12 protein-coding genes are annotated in these 18,410 nt (G+C 33.4%); all 12 read left to right on the forward strand.

Annotated elements, in window-relative coordinates:
- The first annotated feature begins 300 nt into the window (after nucleotides 1-300).
- The 12 genes from BST83_RS00740 to BST83_RS00790 all read left to right on the forward strand — a co-directional run bounded on the left by BST83_RS00740 (nucleotide 301) and on the right by BST83_RS00790 (nucleotide 18,341).
- The gene (locus BST83_RS00740) at nucleotides 301-1,650 is read left to right on the forward strand and encodes a hypothetical protein (RefSeq protein WP_240614581.1); all 1,350 of its coding nucleotides are present in this window, start codon (nucleotides 301-303) and stop codon (nucleotides 1,648-1,650) included.
- Nucleotides 1,651-1,721: 71 nt separating this feature from the next.
- The gene (locus tag BST83_RS20245) at nucleotides 1,722-3,059 is read left to right on the forward strand and encodes a ligand-binding sensor domain-containing protein (protein ID WP_240614582.1); all 1,338 of its coding nucleotides are present in this window, start codon (nucleotides 1,722-1,724) and stop codon (nucleotides 3,057-3,059) included.
- A 140-nt stretch (nucleotides 3,060-3,199) separates the two neighbouring features.
- The gene (locus tag BST83_RS20250) at nucleotides 3,200-5,791 is read left to right on the forward strand and encodes a hybrid sensor histidine kinase/response regulator transcription factor (protein ID WP_240614583.1); all 2,592 of its coding nucleotides are present in this window, start codon (nucleotides 3,200-3,202) and stop codon (nucleotides 5,789-5,791) included.
- Nucleotides 5,792-6,163: 372 nt separating this feature from the next.
- On the forward strand, nucleotides 6,164-7,069 hold the full coding sequence (locus tag BST83_RS00750; protein ID WP_104808140.1) for an ABC transporter substrate-binding protein: 906 nt from the start codon (nucleotides 6,164-6,166) through the stop codon (nucleotides 7,067-7,069).
- 22 nt (nucleotides 7,070-7,091) lie between these two features.
- Nucleotides 7,092-8,300 (forward strand): glycoside hydrolase family 88 protein, encoded by a 1,209-nt coding sequence (locus tag BST83_RS00755; protein ID WP_104808141.1) that lies wholly within the window; start codon nucleotides 7,092-7,094, stop codon nucleotides 8,298-8,300.
- A gap of 4 nt (nucleotides 8,301-8,304) precedes the next feature.
- Entirely contained in the window at nucleotides 8,305-10,755 is a 2,451-nt protein-coding gene (locus BST83_RS00760; RefSeq protein ID WP_104808142.1) for a glycoside hydrolase family 2 protein, read from the forward strand.
- Nucleotides 10,756-10,762: 7 nt separating this feature from the next.
- On the forward strand, nucleotides 10,763-12,469 hold the full coding sequence (locus BST83_RS00765) for a glycosyl hydrolase family 28-related protein (RefSeq protein WP_240614584.1): 1,707 nt from the start codon (nucleotides 10,763-10,765) through the stop codon (nucleotides 12,467-12,469).
- Nucleotides 12,470-12,543: 74 nt separating this feature from the next.
- Nucleotides 12,544-13,995, forward strand: coding sequence for a sulfatase (locus BST83_RS00770; RefSeq protein ID WP_240614597.1), 1,452 nt, complete (start codon nucleotides 12,544-12,546; stop codon nucleotides 13,993-13,995).
- A gap of 15 nt (nucleotides 13,996-14,010) precedes the next feature.
- Nucleotides 14,011-15,207 (forward strand): alginate lyase family protein, encoded by a 1,197-nt coding sequence (locus BST83_RS00775; RefSeq protein ID WP_170062697.1) that lies wholly within the window; start codon nucleotides 14,011-14,013, stop codon nucleotides 15,205-15,207.
- Nucleotides 15,208-15,280: 73 nt separating this feature from the next.
- Nucleotides 15,281-16,219: an alpha/beta hydrolase gene (locus BST83_RS00780; RefSeq protein WP_104808145.1), complete on the forward strand. Its 939-nt coding sequence runs from the start codon at nucleotides 15,281-15,283 to the stop codon at nucleotides 16,217-16,219.
- Nucleotides 16,220-16,372: 153 nt separating this feature from the next.
- Nucleotides 16,373-16,630: a DUF4212 domain-containing protein gene (locus BST83_RS00785; RefSeq protein ID WP_104808146.1), complete on the forward strand. Its 258-nt coding sequence runs from the start codon at nucleotides 16,373-16,375 to the stop codon at nucleotides 16,628-16,630.
- Nucleotides 16,631-16,646: 16 nt separating this feature from the next.
- Nucleotides 16,647-18,341, forward strand: coding sequence for a sodium:solute symporter family protein (locus BST83_RS00790; protein ID WP_104808296.1), 1,695 nt, complete (start codon nucleotides 16,647-16,649; stop codon nucleotides 18,339-18,341).
- Nucleotides 18,342-18,410 lie beyond the last annotated feature (69 nt).

The raw sequence follows: 18,410 nt of genomic DNA on the forward strand, positions 1-18,410 counted from the left end.
CTTTTAAATAAATAGAAATTAATCCATTATGAATTATAAAAAATCATTTCTTTTTACTGTACTAATTTTAAATTTCCTCGGCTTTTTAAACGCTCAAGAAATTCCAAAAATAATTTCTGAGAGAGAAACTATAACAAAAAATTATATGCCAGATTTTAGCTATGCTGGATATCAATTTGGGAAAAAGAAATTCCGGTTACTACTGGTAAAGTAATTTTAGCAACCGATTATGGAGTCATTGCTAATGATCTTTTAGATGATTCTAAAAATTTAATAAAAGCAATAAACGCAGCAAATAAAGTGGTAGGAAATGTAATTTTACAATTGCCAGTTGGTAGAATTATTTTAAGTGAAATTATTTATATAGAGAGAAGCAATTTTGTTTTACGCGGCGCTGGAACGGGTAAATTGGGTTCTGAAATTTATTTTCCAAGACCTTTAATGTATGCTAAAGATCCTAAAAGTTTACAAGAACTACGAGAATACTTGATTCAATTTGACAAAAGGCAACGTGAAAAAGAAAATAATATTGATTTGCCTTTTTCGCAATATGCTTGGTCTGGTGGTTTTATTTGGACGCGAATTCCTGGAGTTCGTGTAAAGTCTTATCTTCAAAAATATGAAAAGCCTTACAACGTTTTAGCCAATGTTTTAGAGGGTAAAAAAGGAGCATTTACATTGAAAGTTAAAAATGTAAAAGGACTTAAAAAAGGGGATGTTGTTGTGCTACAATTATTTAATAAAGATGGAGAAACTGCTGAAATTATTAAAGAGATGTACAAAGGTGCTGATGTGAAAATTGGTGCTCATCATTGGAATTTCCCGGATTTACCTTTGGTGAATCAACAAGTGGTCGTTACTTCTGTTAAAAATAATATTGTTACCATAAAATCGCCTTTAACTATAGATATTAAACCAACCTATAAAGCACAAATTACTGAATGGAAACATTTAGAAGAAGTAGGTATAGAGCATCTAAAGTTAACGTTTCCTGAAAGTCCGAGAGTGGCGCATCACGTAGAGCCTGGGAATAACGGAATTTTTTTAACACGTATTTTTAATAGTTGGGTAAAAGATGTAGTGATTGAAAATGCAGATAGCGGAATTTTAACCGAAGAAATTGCCAACGTAACCATCAAAAATATTACAACACAAGGCACAAATTTTGCACATTACACGGTTGCAATGGCTGGGGTCCATAATGTTTTAGCAGAAAATATTAAAGTGTATAATGAGGCTGAACATCCGTTGAGTTTTAATACGTTTTCTACTAAAAATGTGTATTTAAATTGCGAAGTTTTTGTAAAGCCTGTTTTAGATCAACATTCTGGCGCAAATCAACAAAATTTATTTGATAATATTACAGTGCATTTAACCCCAAATGAAGATAGAAGTTATCCTCTTTTTACTTGTGGTAGTCCAGGATACTGGAAACCTCCCCATGCTTCTTATAGTGCTTTTTGGAACATTAATGTTAATTTGTTAAGTGGTTTAGAAAACAGAGCTCCTGTGCTTTTAAACGGAATGAAAGATGGTCCTTTTGCAAGGTTAATTGGTGTTCATGGTAATCATACTTTTAAAATTGAATATGGTCCAAGTCCTTATATTGAGATGACAAATACTAAATTAAAAGACATTCCGTCATTATAAATCTATCAATTAAATAAAAGATTAAAAAAATAGTTATCTTTTAACGCTCTAATTTTTACGATTCCTCTTTTATGAATTTAAAACAATTCTTCTTACTAATCTTTTGTGTTGCTAGTTATAACGCTGTCTTTTCTCAAGCACCAGAAATTCAATTTAATCATGTTTCTACTTCAAAAGGATTGTCTCAAAGCTCTGTAATTGCAATTCAGCAAGATAAATTGGGCCAAATGTGGTTTGGAACTAGAGATGGTTTAAATAAATATGATGGCAATTCTTTTACTATTTATAGAAATATTGCAGAGGATAAAACTTCTATAAGTAACAATGATATTTTATCAATTTTAGAAGATAAAGATGGGTTTATTTGGGTTGGAACTTATAATGGATTGAATAAATACGACCCAAAGACAAATACGTTTACCAACTATTTTCATAACAACAAAAGTAATTCTTTAAGCAATAATACCATTTGGGCAATTAAAGAAATGTCTAATGGAGAAATCTGGATTGGAACTTCAAACGGACTTTCCATTTATAATAAAACCAAAGACTCTTTCACTAATGTTTTTCATCAAATAAAGAGTTCGCAAAGCATTTCTGGAAATCATATTCTATCTATTTTAGAAACGAAAGATCAAACAATCTGGATTGGTACCACCTCTGGTTTAAGTAAATTTAGTAACAATAAAAACGGTTATTATGTTTTTAAAAATTACACCACTTTAAATGATAATTTCTCTCCTTTAAGCATTCAAGACTTATCAGAAAGTAGAGGGAACAAACTCTTAATTGCATCAAAAAATAATGGTGTCTTATTTTTTAACACTACCAAAAATAAAATTGAAAAATATTTGCCAGAAAACCTTCAAAATGAAGTTTCAAAAGATATAAGACAACTTGTTTTTGATGATAAAGAGGCACTTTGGATTGGAACTTATAATGGATTACATATTCTTGATAAAAAGAAAAAATTACGCACTTTAAAAAATCAAAAAAATAACTCTAAAAGTTTAAGTAAAAATAGTATAAAATCTATTTTGAAGGATAAAAAAGGTTCTATTTGGATTGGTACTTATTATGGAGGACTTAATATTTGGGATGATGAAAATGTAAACTTCATAAATTTTTCTGAAGCTGGTAACACAAAGAAATTAAGTTATAATGTTGTAAGTTCTATAGAAAATTACGAAAAAAAACTTTTCATAGGTACCGAGGGAAAAGGAATAAATATTTTTGACACCAAAACGAATGAGCTAAAATATTTACTTCCAGACACCAATGTAAAATCACTTTTTGTTAACAAAAGTGAACTTTGGATTGGAACTTTTAATAAAGGAATTGCAATTTTTGATATAGAAAATAATACCTTTAAAAATGATAAGGAAACAAAAAAATTCGTGAATTATTAAGTGAAACAGGAGTTTATTCTATAGAAAAAGATCAAGAAAATACACTTTGGATTGGAACTTTTGGTTTAGGAGTAATTCACTATAACCCCTTAGAAAAAACGTTTAGAATTATTGAAAATAATAAAATAGATGATAATTCTTTGTCAAATAACTTAGTAAGATCAATTACCATAGATTCTAAAAACAATGTTTGGGTAAGTACACAAATAGGTTTAAATAAAATATCCAAAAACAACGAAATTAAACGGTATTTTTATGAAAATAATGTGGAATCTGGTGATGATATTACTGGTGTTTTTGAAGATACAAATAACGCTATCTGGGCAGGTACTAAAGCAAAAGGACTCCATAAATTAGATGGAGAAATATTTCTTAAGGTACCTCTTACAGATAAAAAAAACCCCGTTTCTAATATTCATAGCATTCTAGAAGATGCCAACAAAAACTTATGGATAAGCACTAATGAAGGAATTATTAAATACAGTATTGAACAAAAAAATAGCATTATTTACAACGAAAAAGACGGCTTAATTAGTAATGAATTTAATGACAACGCGAGTTTAAAAATTAAAGATTCTCAATTTTATTTTGGTGGCCCAAATGGAATTACTTCTTTTAATACCAATAATTTCACCATAAACAAATATGCTCCACAAGTTTTAATTACAGATTTCAAGATAAAGAATAAATCTCTAAAATTAAATAGTGTAAACCCTATTTTAGAAAAAACTATTGGATTTACAGATAATATTTCCTTAAATTATGAAGAAGGAAATTTCTCTATTACATTCGCAATTCCAAGTTTTATAAATTCAGAAAATAATTCGTATCAATTTCGGTTAAAAGGATTAGAAGAAGAATGGACTTACACCTCAGAAAATACTGCGAATTATACAATTCAGAATTCGGGAGACTATACTTTCGAAGTAAAAGGTGCTAATAGTCATGGTGTTTGGAACGAGACACCAACCACTTTAAAAATAAAAGTGCATCCTGCGCCTTGGCGCAGTTGGTGGGCTTTTCTATTGTATTCGCTTGCAATAGGTACTGCAATTAAATTTTTAATTTCAATTCAAAAATCGAAAGCACGTTTAAAGCATGAGTTAGATTTAGAATATTTAGAAAGTAAAAAAATAGAAGAAAATAACAAAGCAAAACTAGAGTTTTTTACCAATATTTCTCACGAATTTAGAACTCCATTAACATTAATACTAGGGCCATTACAACAGATTTTAACAGACTACAATGGCAGTAGTAAAATGTATAAAAAATTATTAATTGTAGATAATAGTGCAAAATATTTATTACAATTAATTAATAGGTTGATGGATTTTAGAAAGTTAGAAGAAAATCTTTTTAAACTAGAAGCTGCCGAAGGAAACATTGTAAAGTTTTTAAGAGAAATCTTTCTCTCATTTACAGAATTTGCAAAATATGGGGGTTATGAATATAATTTTCATACAGCAGAAGATGAAATTTTAGTCTATTATGATCGCTATAAATTAGAACGTGTTTTCTATAATTTAATATCAAATGCATTTAGATATACGCCTAAAAACGGGGTCATAAACTTTAGAGTAGCACAAGAAAATGGAGCAATTATAATTTCTGTTGAAGATGCTGGTATTGGAATTTCAAAAGAAAATCAAGAGAAAATATTTGATCGATTTTTTGAAATAAATAGCAGCAATAATAAATCAGACAGTTACAATAAAGGCACAGGAATTGGTCTGTCTATTGCAAAAAATATTGTTAAATTACATAAAGGACAAATTGAAGTACAAAATAATGAAAATGATATAGGCTCTGTTTTTAATGTTATACTTCCTTTAGGAAAAGAACATTTAAACGAAGATGAAATTATAAAAGATTTTAAATTTAGTGATGACATTTCTCAATATGTAAATCAACAAAATCTAACTCCTGTAATAATTGAAGATGAATTGACAGATAAAATAATAGATGCTGAAAAAGCGACCATTATTTTGGTAGAAGACAACAAACCGCTTCGTAAATTTATGAAAGGTTTGTTAAAAGAAAATTACAATATCTTAGAAGCTGAGAATGGTAAAATTGGCTTAAAAATGGCAATTAAACATTTACCAAACCTTATTGTTAGTGATGTTGTGATGCCTGTTATGGTGGGTACAGAATTGTGTTCAGAAATTAAAAATAACATTAAAACCAGTCATATTCCTATTATATTATTAACATCTAGATCTTCCTTAATATACAAATTAGAAGGTTTAGAAAGTGGTGCAGATGATTATATTAGTAAACCTTTTAACATAACCGAATTTAAAATAAGAATACAGAACTTACTTAAATCATCTAACAGATTAAAAGAAAAATTTAGTGGAGAAGAGGCTATCTTTTCTAATGAAGTAATTATTTCTTCTTTAGATGAGAAACTATATAAAAAAGCACTAAGTATTATTGAAGATAATATTTCTAATGAAGAATTCAATATTCCTTTCTTCTGTTCAGAATTAGGTGTTAGTAGAACCATGTTGTTCATTAAAATAAAAGCATGGAATAACTTTACACCGAATGATTTTATTCAACATTTTAGAATGAAACGGGCTGCACAATTATTAGAACAAGGAAAAATAAACATTTCTGAAGTGAGTTATAAGGTTGGTTTCAAAAGCCCTAAATATTTCAGCAAATGCTTCTTTAAAAAATATGGAGAAACACCTTCTCAATATTCTAATAAGTTTTCAGACTTCTAAAAAAAAAATAAACACTTCTCATTATAGTCAATCGTGTAAAGGATCTGGATGATTTTACCCCTTTTTTAGGACTTCTAGTTTTAACGGTTAAGCTACATTTGAACAATGAAAAATAAAATTAAAAGCTTCTTAATAGAGATTATTCTTATTTCGATAATTATAATTTCATTTTTAGCTATTATTTACTTTAGTTAACGCAGAATATAAATAACCAAAAACTTTAGAACATTAACTTGATTAAAATTAAACATTTATAATGATAGCGTTTATGGTTCTCCATACACAAATGGAAAAATCAGAGGTACTGGTTATATGTTCGCAACACTGCAGTGTTAAAAAAACAGGAATAGATGAGGAATTTATTCCTAAAACATGGAAGCCATTGTTGAAATGTGTGAAAAAATAAAACAGAACACAGAAATTTACCCATTAGTGATACCAATGAAGACAGCTATTGGCATACGGAATACCTGGATTTCACTAGCAGGTGCTATCAAAACTGATCAGTTTTTTGATTATCAGAAAGGACGGTTTGCAATTGATAATCCAGATTTAATTCAAGCTTTTAATTTTATTAAGAAACTTTATGACCTCAATCTGGTTATGCCGGGTTTTTATGATAATGCCAAAGCCAGAAGGGAGTTTGGCACTGGTAATGCTGCTTTTATATTTGATAGTAGTTATTTTCCTAATGTACTCAAATCCAAGATGAACCTGAATACAGATTCCATACAAATTAGCCGTCCGCCCTATCCTGATCATAAACCTCATGGGGCTATTTCGAATAGAAATACCGAAAATAAAATATGGATCAGCAGCCAGACAAAACACCTAAAAGAGGCCCGTTTATTCATCGAATGGATGACCAGACCAGGGGGCTATTACGCATTAGAATATATGAAAAGAAGCCTGGGCATATTGGCTTTTTGCGATCATGAAAAATACAGAGACCAACTTCCTTTTCAATTAATCCAGTTAATTGAGGCCTCCGAAGGTCTTAAATTAAACGATCCAGAACCCCTTGAAAAATGTTCGGATTTATCAAAATCTAAAGCATTTCAGGCAGCTGAAGAGTTCCATCCAGGCTGGGAATGGGACGTAATTTACAAAGGGTTATTTGGTAATGAGAATTTTGTGTCTCTGGTAAATGAACTAACAAAAAAGAAAAATAACGTTTTTAAAAAGACCCTTTTACTGGAAAAAGAAGAGGGATCGGACATCTCAAAAGAGTGCTATCAATTTCCAGATTGGAAACTCAAAAAAACTAAATCTTATTAATAGTATATAAAAATTGACTTTTATGAACCGTATAGAAATTAAACAGATGATCTGGATAACTCTCTTCGTAGTTATGGTAGGATGCTCAGCAAAGCTTAAAGAACACTCGAAAGTTGATCAACCAAAGTACCCTTTGGAAGAGGCTTTGGTAAGGTTATCAAACAGCTTTACAATTGAACCGGATTCTCTGGGTTTCCCAAGATGTTTAGAACCTAATGGAGAGATTAGAGGAGTTCCGTCAAAAGATTGGACAAGCGGTTTTTACCCTGGAAGCCTTTGGTTGGCATATGGGGTTAGTAAAGATGCAAAATATAAAGAATTAGCACAGAAATGGTTGGTCTTTTCGGAAAAAGAAAAATGGAACGACCGTACTCATGACATGGGCTTTAAAATAAACTGTAGTTTCGGTAACGCCTATAAATTTGATAAAAAGGATGCTTATAAAGATGTTATTATTCAATCGGCTAAAACGCTGCTAACGAGATATAATGAAACAGTTGGTAGCCTCAGATCTTGGGATCATGGTTCTTGGGAGTTTCCTGTAATTATTGATAATATGATGAATCTTGAACTGCTTTTTCTTGCTACAGAATTGTCTGGAGATTCAATATACTATGAAGTGGCACTGCAACATGCACTCACTACTTTAAAGAACCATTTCAGAAAAGATCTTAGCAGTTATCATGTAGTTAACTATGATACTATAACTGGTAAGGTAATTGCTAAAGAGACACATCAAGGATTCTCAGACGAATCTTCTTGGGCAAGAGGTCAGGCATGGGGACTATATGGTTTTACCTTGTGTTATCGTGAGACAGGTAATGTGCTTTTCAAAAAACAAGCAGAGAAGATTGCCAAATTTATAATGTCGAATCCCCAAATGCCTAAAGACAAAATTCCTTATTGGGATTACAATGCACCCGACATACCCAATGCACCAAGAGATGCTTCTGCGGCTGCGATTACCGCTTCGGCTTTGTATGAACTACAAAACTATTCAAAAGATGGCATAGCGTATACAACTTTTGCAGATGCTATTATCTCATCGCTGAGTTCAGAAAAATATATCATTGAACAAAACTCAAAACACCCCTTTATTTTGAACCACAGCACAGGTAATATGCCTAAGAATGATGAGGTAGATGTGCCAATTTCGTATGCCGATTACTACTACCTAGAAGCATTGATTAGAAAAGAAAACATTAACAACAATACAAAAGACAAATTATAAACGAATGAAAAAAGTACTCATAGTTACCCTTATTTTATTAATTAATTTCACTCGCGTTTACGGACAATCCACATTGAGTGAGAGAAAAGTAGTTAATTTGAATGAAAATTGGTTTTATTTAGAAGATAACAATCCGAAGGTTTCAGAAATCCAAACATCCAATTTATGGCTCCCGATTACGCTTCCACATTCTTGGAATAGTTTTGACGCTACAGATGTGGTTCCTGGATATCGAAGAGATGCAAGTTGGTACAAGAAAAATTTAGAAATTAAAAATCTAGATACATCCAAAAGATATGTACTCTATTTTGAAGGTTCTAATATTACCACAAAAGTCTATGTCAACGAACAGTTTGCAGGAGAACATGTGGGCGGATACCTTGGATTTGATATTGAAATTACTAAATTCCTGAAAATCCAAGGCAAGAACGAAATTTTGGTGAGGGTTGATAATGCATACGACCGAGAAATTATTCCATCTCAAAAAGCAGACTTTTTCATTTTTGGAGGAATCACCAGAGATGTTTGGCTTAAAACACTATCAAAAGAGTACATCGAGAAAGTTCATGTAAATACACCTAGTGTAACAGATCAATCAGCAACTACAGAGGTGTCGATTCAAGTAAATGGAGAAATAGCGCAATTAATAGGTAAAAAAATAAAAATCACTTTGCTGAACCCTAAAGGGGAAAAAGTTACAAGTAAAACTGAAACAATTGACAAGAATAATCTCAATGGATCTAACCTGTTGATTTCACTTAAGACGGTTAAAAAACCTTTTTTATGGTCCATTGAAAACCCACAACTCTATACAATACAAGTTGAGTTATTAGAAGGAAAGGCTTCATTGGATAGTCAATCGGAAAGATTTGGTTTCCGATGGTTTGAGTTTAAAGATCACGGCGCATTTTATCTTAATGGAAAACGCGTATTGCTAAGAGGTACACATCGTCATGAAGAGCATGCAGGATATGGTGCTGCTATGCCCAATGAATTGCACAGAAAAGACATGGAGCTTATTAAGGGTATGGGTGCCAATTTTGTTAGGTTAGCTCATTATCCACAAGATCCTGAAATATACAAAGCATGTGATGAACTCGGAATTTTAGTTTGGGACGAATTGTCTTGGTGTCGTGGAGGAATCGGTAACGAAAAATGGAAACAAAATACCACACGTCTTTTAAAAGAAATGATTTTACAAAACAAAAATCACCCAAGTATTATTTTATGGTCTTTAGGAAATGAAATATATTGGTTACCAGATTTTGAAAACGGAGATGATACAGAAAAAATCAATGAATATCTAACTGAACTTAACAACCTAAGCCATCAATTAGACCCAAGTAGACCAACAGGTATTCGAAAGTACTACGAAGGTGCCGATATTGTAGATGTGTTTTCTCCATCTATTTGGGCAGGGTGGTATTCTGGGGCTTACACCAATTACGAGAAAGCGGTGGATAAGGCAATGAAGGAATACAAAAGTTTTTTACATTTGGAATATGGTGGCTCCAGTATGGTTGGAAGACATACAGAAAAACCTATAGATGGAAAAGGGCAAGTGAACCCGAATGAATGGGAGGAAGCCGTTAATCAAGTGGATGTTAAGAATATTGCTAAATTTGGAGATTGGAGTGAAAACTATATCGTAGATTTATTCGATTGGCATCTGCGCATTTCTGAAACAACTGAAAATTTTGTAGGAAATGCACAATGGGCTATCAAGGATTTTGGCACACCACTTAGACCTACGAATGATATTCCATATATCAATCAAAAAGGATTGGTTGATAGAGACGGTAACCCTAAGGATGCATTTTATGTATTTAAAAGTTATTGGTCTAATGATCCGTTTTGCTACATAGAATCTCACACTTGGACAGAACGATCAGGCCCTAAAGATTTAGCACGAAATATTAGTGTGTATAGTAATTGTGAAGAAGTACAATTTATTCATAACGGAAAAAAATTAGAGAAGAAGACAAAAGATATTAACGATTTTCCAGCCTCTGGATTAAATTGGGATATCAATTTTGAAAAAGGTGAGAATGAATTGATTTCTCTGGGGTATAAGAACGGAAAGTTAATAGCAACAGATACCTTAAAAGTTAATTACTCATTTGAACAAAACGAGGCGCCAAAAGAACTAGTTCTTAGTCATAGTTTGTTAGAAAATGGAAATGTTCTTATAGAAGCTTTGGCTATGGATAAAAAAGGACAAAGATGTTTGGATTATGAAGATCGCGTTTATTTTCAGTGCTTACAAGGAGGAAAGACATTGGTAAGTTATGGAACACCTACGAGGAGTGAATCAATTAAAATGGCAAATGGTAGAGCGGCTATTGAAGTAGTTCCTGACGCTACCAATATGGATTTAATCATGGAAATAAGAAATCAGGATTTTAAAGGAAGTTATTTAACCATCCAGAAAAAGGAGTTGTCAGTAATTAAATAGTAATCACATGAAATTTAACATTTCAAAATTAAAAGTAGTTTTCAAAGCACATCTAAGGTCCTTTATGATCTTTTCTTGCTTGCTAGTATCCCTTATTGCTCAAGGGCAGCACGTACCTAATATTTTGTCAAATAAACTTGTTAAAAGTGAAAATTATTTACCCGATTTCTCATACGCTGGATATCATTTTAGTGAGGTAGACATTCCATTTGAATCAACCGATACCGCACTGAACGTTGAAGATTTTGGAGCGATCCCTAATGATGGATTAGACGATAGCAAGGCTATTTTAGAGGCTATGAAAGTTGTAAATGGTACAAAAGGGAATGCCGTACTTCAGTTTCCTGCAGGAAGATTTATATTAAGTGAGATTCTCTATATCTCTAGAAGTAATTTTACCCTGAGAGGTGCAGGTAGCGGTCTTGGTGGCACCACACTTTATTACCCGAGACCCCTTAAGTTTTTTTCTGACCCTCCTGAATTGAAAGAATTAAGAGAGTATTTGGTAGAACTCAACAAAATTCAAAAGGAACCAGTAAATAACCTAACCCTACCTTTTTCTCAATATGCATGGTCTGGAGGAATGATTTGGACTATGGTGCCAGGGGAAAGAGTGAAGTCTTACCTAGATAAATATGATAAAGCACCAGTAGTATTGACCAAATTGGTAGATGGAAACAGAGGAGAACATGATATCACAGTGGAATCTGTTGATAAATTGAAAGTTGGTGATGTACTTCAAATTCAATGGTTCAATAAGGAAGGAGAGAACGGTTCGTTTTTATACTCTCTTTACGACAACAATAATTTAAAAGCTTTAAAGTTAGGGTCACACCATTGGAAATACCCCAATCACGCATTGGTATCCCAAAAAGTATTGGTTACACAAATAAAAGGAAAGAAAATACGCATTAAAGATCCGTTACTGCATGACATCAAGGAAGCATGGGCACCTGTATTAGCTGAATGGAAGCATCTTGAGGAAGTTGGAATAGAACATTTCAATATTGAATTTCCGATGGCGCCTAATATTGCGCATCATGTAGAAGATGGATATAATGCGATGTATTTAACTCGTTTGTACAATGGATGGGTAAAGGATGTGAAAATTAAAAATGCAGACAGTGGTATATTGACCGATGAAATTAGCAACGTCACGATTCAGGATATTGAAACATCTGGTCTTAAGAAGGCTCATTATTCAGTGGCCATGGGTAGTGTGCACAATGTACTTGTTCAGAATCTAGTAGTAAAGAATAAAGTCACCCATCCCCTTAGTATTAATACGATGTCTACTAAGAGTGTTTATAAAGATTGTAAGGTTTACCAAGACCCCATATTAGATCAACATTCTGGGGCTAACCACCAAAACCTATTTGACAATATCGAAGTTTGGGTCTCGTTGGATGAAAATAAATTTGAATATCCGCTTTTTGCAGGAGGAGGTGCCGGCTATTGGAAACCATCACATGGGGCGTTCAGTACATTTTGGAATATCCGAGTGAATTTTACAAATTACCATGATAATGATAAAGTAGTCTTATTAAATGGTATGAAAGATGGCCCATCGGCAAGACTAATTGGAGTATATGCTAATAAGGAAATTGACATTGAATACGCCCCTAATCCATATATAGAAGAAACAAATAAACGATTGGTAAATATCCCTTCTTTATTCAATTATCAATTAATATCAAGAAAGAATAATAAATAAATTCAAAAAAGTAATTTAAGCTTTAATATATGATTCCATTAAGAAAATTAGTATTAGTATTTGGGCTATTTATCATGTTAACAACATTATATTCTTTCCAATCTAACATAAATGAAAAAAAAGAAAAACAAAATTACAATGTACTTTTTATTGCCATAGATGACTTGCGAACTGAATTGAACTGCTATGGTGCTAGCCATATTAAGTCACCAAATATAGACAAATTAGCAGCTGATGGTATCATGTTCAAACAAGCACATGTACAACAAGCAATATGTATGGTATCAAGAGCCTCTATTATGTCAGGAATAAGACCTGAGAAAAAAGGTATATATACAGGTAAGGCTGTTCAGGATTTATTGCCTGATGTATTGACTATGAATAAATTCTTTAAGCAGAACGGTTACAACATCGCTTCTTGTGGTAAGATATATCATCATGGATTAGATACTAAAAATCAGTTCGGTGATGATGAAATGACACCAAAATCTACTTGGACAGGTAAAGGATATGTTACCCCAGAAGCAATTGAAAAAATAGCACTCAATACAGAGTTTCACAGAGGCCCAGCTTATGAGTTTGCTGATGTTCATGATACTATTTATAAGGACGGACTAAATACCCTTAATGCAATGCGTAAAATGGAAGTATTGAGTAAGGACGACAAACCTTTCTTTTTAGCGGTAGGTCTTTCAAAACCTCACCTGCCTTTTACAGCACCCAAAAAATATTGGGATATGTACCCAGCGGCTTCTATTCATTTATCTGATTTAAAGAAAAGACCAGAAAATTCATATAGACAAGCGATACGAACTAGAGGCGAACTAAACAGTTATTACAATATACCTCAGCAGTATGATGAAATAGATGATGCTACAGCGCTAAATCTTCGAAGAGCATATTACGCATGTGTTTCTTATGTAGACGCACAGGTTGGAAACTTAATGAATCAGTTAGACAAACTAGGTCTTAGAGAAAATACCATTGTAGTGTTATGGGGAGATCATGGCTACAAATTAGGAGATTATAACAGCTGGTGTAAATGGACAAATATGAATATAGACACCAACGTACCATTCATTTTTAATACGCCGAATGGTAAAAAAGGACTTGTTTCTGAGTCACCTGTTGAGGCACTTGATATCTATCCTACTTTGGCTGAGTTGTGTGGTTTAGAAATCCCTTTACATGTGGATGGGCAAAGTATCGTGCCACTCTTTGATGACCCAACGTTGAATATGGACAGAATTGTATATACCCAGTGGCCAATTACGAGACAAGATTACGACAGAACTATTATGGGCTATTCAGCAAAATCATCACGATTTAACTATGTTGAATGGGTCAAACTAAGCACAGGAAAAGTTGTTGCAACTGAATTGTTCGATCACGAAATAGATCCTATGGAAACCAAAAATGTAGTAGGAGATCTATCATATAAAAAGGAAATTAAATTTCTTTCTGAAAAATTATCTAAAAGAATTAAGACTACTGATCATGACCATAAATTCAAGAAAATAGATTAATAAAACTTATACATCATGGATAAAAATCAGTTAAAAAGGAAAACGTCTTTTATAGCTTCTATTTTTGCATTCATTGGTTTTCTTATTCCGATGAATCTACAAGCACAAGATTTTAAGGATCCGATTATTGAAGCCTTGAAAGAAACTGAAATTGCACGCGCAAAAGCATATTTAAGTGCAGTTCCTGTAACTGTAACCGATGCTCATTGTGAACGTAGTACTGGAGGAATAAACGATTTTTATTCTGAAGGTGACTATTGGTGGCCGAACCCTGAAAATCCAGGTGGGCCCTACCAACAAAGAGATGGTCAGACGAATCCTGATAATTTCACGGCACACCGATATGCAATGATCAGACTGAGTGAGATTACCGCTACATTAACCTCAGCATGGTTGCTAACGGAAGATAAAGTTTATGCAGACAAGGCACTGGAGCATTTAAATGCCTGGTTTGTAGACACTTATACTAAGATGAACCCTCATTTACTATATGCGCAAGCTATTTATGGGAAAGTAACGGGTCGTGGCATTGGATTGATAGACGCATACCATTTTGTTGAAGTCGCTCGATCGGTAAAAGTTCTTTCTGACAAGGGAGGTATTTCACCTCTACAAGCAGAAAAAATAAAAGCTTGGTTTGGCGCGTTTTTAGAGTGGATGACCACACATGAATATGGTATATCTGAAATGAATTGGAAGAACAATCATGGCACTTGCTGGGCAGCAACTGCAGCTTCAATGGCAGTATTGACTGATAATGACGAAATCAAAAAACTTTGCGTAGATCGATTCAAAAACATACTCCTTCCTAACCAAATGGCTGCTAATGGTAGTTTTCCGCTTGAGTTAAAAAGAACCAAACCTTATGGCTATTCGCTGTTTAATATCGATGCTTTTTTCAACGTTGCTCAAATATTATCTACTCCTGAGGATAATTTGTTTGAATTCGAAACCAAAGATGGAAAGTCATTAAAAAAAGGGCTTGATTTTATCTATCCGTACATTGAAGATAAGACTAAGTGGCCATACAAAAAGGATATTTACATTTGGAACGAATGGCCTGTATGTCATCCAGCTTTGTTATTTGGAGCAATAGCATACAATAATTCAAAGTATTTGGATACGTATCTTGCATTACCTGCTTATCCAATCCCTGCGGAAGTAATTAGAAATCTACCAGTCAGGCATCCACTGATATGGATATTAGAGTGAAAAATACTTCCTCACAAGAAATGATAGGCAATAAGTATCAATATTAAAAAAATCTTACAAAAATTAAATCATTATGAGAATCACGTTTTATTTAATGATCATTGGCCTGGTAATATTAAGTGCTGGCCATTCCTATGCTCAGGGATATAGCAAAGAAGTAATTGAACTTTGGGAAGAGGGCAAGGTCCCTTTCAATAAGAAGAATATTGAATTAGAAGAAAAAATTGATTCGGAAAACAAACGATTTACACAGATTTCAAACCCTGTGATTTATCTCTATCGTAAGAAGGGTGTTAAAAATATTGGACCTGCACTACTGTATTGTCCCGGAGGTGGTTATGGAACTGTTTCTATAAAGGTAGATCGGGGTGAATCGTATGCCAGATTATTCTTCGAAATGGGATTTAATGTGGTTGCAGTCCTTAAATACAGGTTGCCTGATAGCAGAATTGTTAATGAACAGGAAAAAGTGCCCTTGTGCGATGCTCAAAAAGCATTGGCTTTGATGCATCAAAGCGCAAATCAATGGCAGATCGATGAAAGTAAAATTGTTGTTATGGGTAGTTCTGCAGGAGGGCATTTGGCTGCATCTCTGGCGAATTTAAAATCTGATATAGTTGCTCCGGGAGTAAAACTTGAGGATTTAGCTCAAGCGGCATCAATTTTAATGTACCCTGTAGTATCATTCAACTTGCCATATAGGCATCGAGGTTCTTATAAAAGATTATTGATCGATAAGGCTTCAGACCAGGTCTTGTTGGATTACTACTCCATGGAAAATCAGGTGAGCTCGAGTACTCCTCCAACTTTTATCATTCATGCTATCGATGACCTTTCTGTAAATTATCAAAACAGTGTGATTTATACAGAACAATTAAAAAAACACAAGATCCCTTATAAATATGTCCAACTCAATAAAGGAGGACATGGATTCGGTTTACACCGTTCAAGAGTAGATCGGGACTGGATTCCAGACTTAAAAGAATGGTTGAATAAGGTATTGATGGAGTAGTTATGGAGATAATTTTCATCTAATTATAGAGGACAGTTTTTATTTGCCAAGCATCCACTGATATAGATCATAAAAAAGTGATCAACTTCTTTTAATAAATTTTATTTCACTCTTTTCTCTTTTAAACTAAAATAATAAACCAAATCTCGAAATATGACAAACAAAGAAAAAGCAAAAGCCTATTGGAAAGAAAATATTAGGTATGTTATAATTCTATTAGCTATATGGTTTATAGTCTCCTTTGCGGCAGGGATTCTATTTAAAGACGAGTTAAATTCTATTAGAATGGGAGGTTTTAAATTAGGGTTTTGGTTTGCACAACAAGGTTCTATGTATGTCTTTGTTGTTTTAATATTTGTATACGTTAGCTTAATGAATAAACTTGATAAAAAATACGGTTATGATGCATAGTTTTTTAATTGAAGGCATTGGCGTTCAGAACTGGACATACATTATAGTAGGCATTACATTTACTATATATATTGGTATTGCCATATGGGCACGTGCAGGGTCTACAAAAGAATTTTATGTTGCTGGAGGCGGTGTTTCGCCTTTAGCAAATGGAATGGCCACGGCAGCAGATTGGATGAGTGCTGCTTCGTTTATATCTATGGCAGGTATCATCTCTTTTAAAGGTTATGATGGTGCTGTATATTTAATGGGTTGGACTGGTGGTTATGTGCTTTTAGCATTACTACTAGCACCATACTTGCGTAAGTTTGGAAAGTTTACGGTTCCTGATTTTATTGGTGATCGTTACTATTCTAATACAGCACGTTTAGTAGGTGTTATTTGTGCCCTTATAGTGTCGTTTACATATGTAGCGGGGCAAATGCGTGGGGTAGGATTGGTGTTCTCTCGTTTTTTAGAAGTCGATATCAATACGGGGGTAATCATAGGCATGATTATCGTTTTGTTTTATGCCGTCCTTGGAGGTATGAAAGGTATTACCTATACACAGGTAGCGCAATATTGTGTATTGATATTTGCGTTTATGGTGCCTGCTGTTTTTATTTCCATTCAAATGACAGGTAACCCAATTCCTCAATTAGGATTTGGAAGCACATTGTCTGATGGTTCTGGAACCTATATACTGGATAAATTAGATGGATTAAGTGCCGAACTTGGTTTTAACGAATACACTGAAGGTTCTAAATCGGTGATTGATATGTTTGCCATTACATTAGCATTAATGGTTGGAACGGCCGGATTACCTCATGTTATTATACGATTTTTTACAGTAAAATGTGTTAAAGATGCTCGTAAATCGGCCGGAATAGCATTGTTACTTATAGCAATTTTATTTACGACAGCTCCTGCCGTTGCTGTTTTTGCACGAATGAATTTGATTGAAACTGTTTCTAATCAGCCGTATGCAAACGTTCCTGAATGGTTTAAAAAATGGGAAACCACTGGACTAATTACATTTAATGATAAAAATAATGATGGCCTTATTCAATATGTTGCAGATAAATCTAAAAATGAATTAGTTGTAGATAATGATATTATGGTTTTGGCTAACCCAGAAATTGCAAATTTACCAGATTGGGTTATTGCATTGGTAGCAGCAGGCGCATTGGCTGCAGCATTATCAACAGCTGCTGGATTATTATTAGTTATTTCTGCCTCTGTTTCTCACGATTTAATAAAGAAAATGGTGAATCCAAAAATTTCAGAAAAAGGTGAATTAATAGCAGCCCGCTTATCTGCAGTTGTTGCTGTATGTGTAGCAGGTTATTTTGGTATTAATCCGCCAGGGTTTGTTGCCGCAACCGTAGCCTTAGCATTTGGTTTAGCAGCCGCATCTTTTTTTCCAGCCATTATTTTAGGTATTTTCTATAAAAAAATGAATAAAGAAGGTGCTATCGCTGGTATGGTGGTAGGTATTTTGGCGATGCTATTTTACATGACCAAATTCAAGTTTGGCTGGTTTGGTGGTGGTGAAAAAGCCGATTGGTGGTTTGGTATCTCGCCAGAAGGCTTTGGCACAATAGCAATGACTTTGAATTTTGTAGTTTCTATTGTGATCATGAAATTCACACCAGAACCTCCTCAAGATGTTCAAGATATTGTAGAGAATATTAGAATACCAAGTGACGCAGGAGAGGCATCAGATCATTAAATAGTTAATAATTTATCTATTTTGGGATTAACCAAATAAGGTCATAATCAAATCAACAGTAAATATTTA

Source organism: Polaribacter filamentus, from assembly GCF_002943715.1.
GTDB classification, from domain to species: domain Bacteria; phylum Bacteroidota; class Bacteroidia; order Flavobacteriales; family Flavobacteriaceae; genus Polaribacter; species Polaribacter filamentus.

Excerpts from the sequence above, each read along its gene's own strand:
- BST83_RS20245 (WP_240614582.1), top strand. The coding sequence starts at position 1,722 with ATGAATTTAAAACAATTCTTCTTACTAATCTTTTGTGTTGCTAGTTAT.
- BST83_RS00750 (WP_104808140.1), top strand. The coding sequence starts at position 6,164 with ATGGAAGCCATTGTTGAAATGTGTGAAAAAATAAAACAGAACACAGAA.
- BST83_RS00755 (WP_104808141.1), top strand. The coding sequence starts at position 7,092 with ATGAACCGTATAGAAATTAAACAGATGATCTGGATAACTCTCTTCGTA.
- BST83_RS00760 (WP_104808142.1), top strand. The coding sequence starts at position 8,305 with ATGAAAAAAGTACTCATAGTTACCCTTATTTTATTAATTAATTTCACT.
- BST83_RS00765 (WP_240614584.1), top strand. The coding sequence starts at position 10,763 with ATGAAATTTAACATTTCAAAATTAAAAGTAGTTTTCAAAGCACATCTA.
- BST83_RS00770 (WP_240614597.1), top strand. The coding sequence starts at position 12,544 with ATGTTAACAACATTATATTCTTTCCAATCTAACATAAATGAAAAAAAA.
- BST83_RS00775 (WP_170062697.1), top strand. The coding sequence starts at position 14,011 with ATGGATAAAAATCAGTTAAAAAGGAAAACGTCTTTTATAGCTTCTATT.
- BST83_RS00780 (WP_104808145.1), top strand. The coding sequence starts at position 15,281 with ATGAGAATCACGTTTTATTTAATGATCATTGGCCTGGTAATATTAAGT.
- BST83_RS00785 (WP_104808146.1), top strand. The coding sequence starts at position 16,373 with ATGACAAACAAAGAAAAAGCAAAAGCCTATTGGAAAGAAAATATTAGG.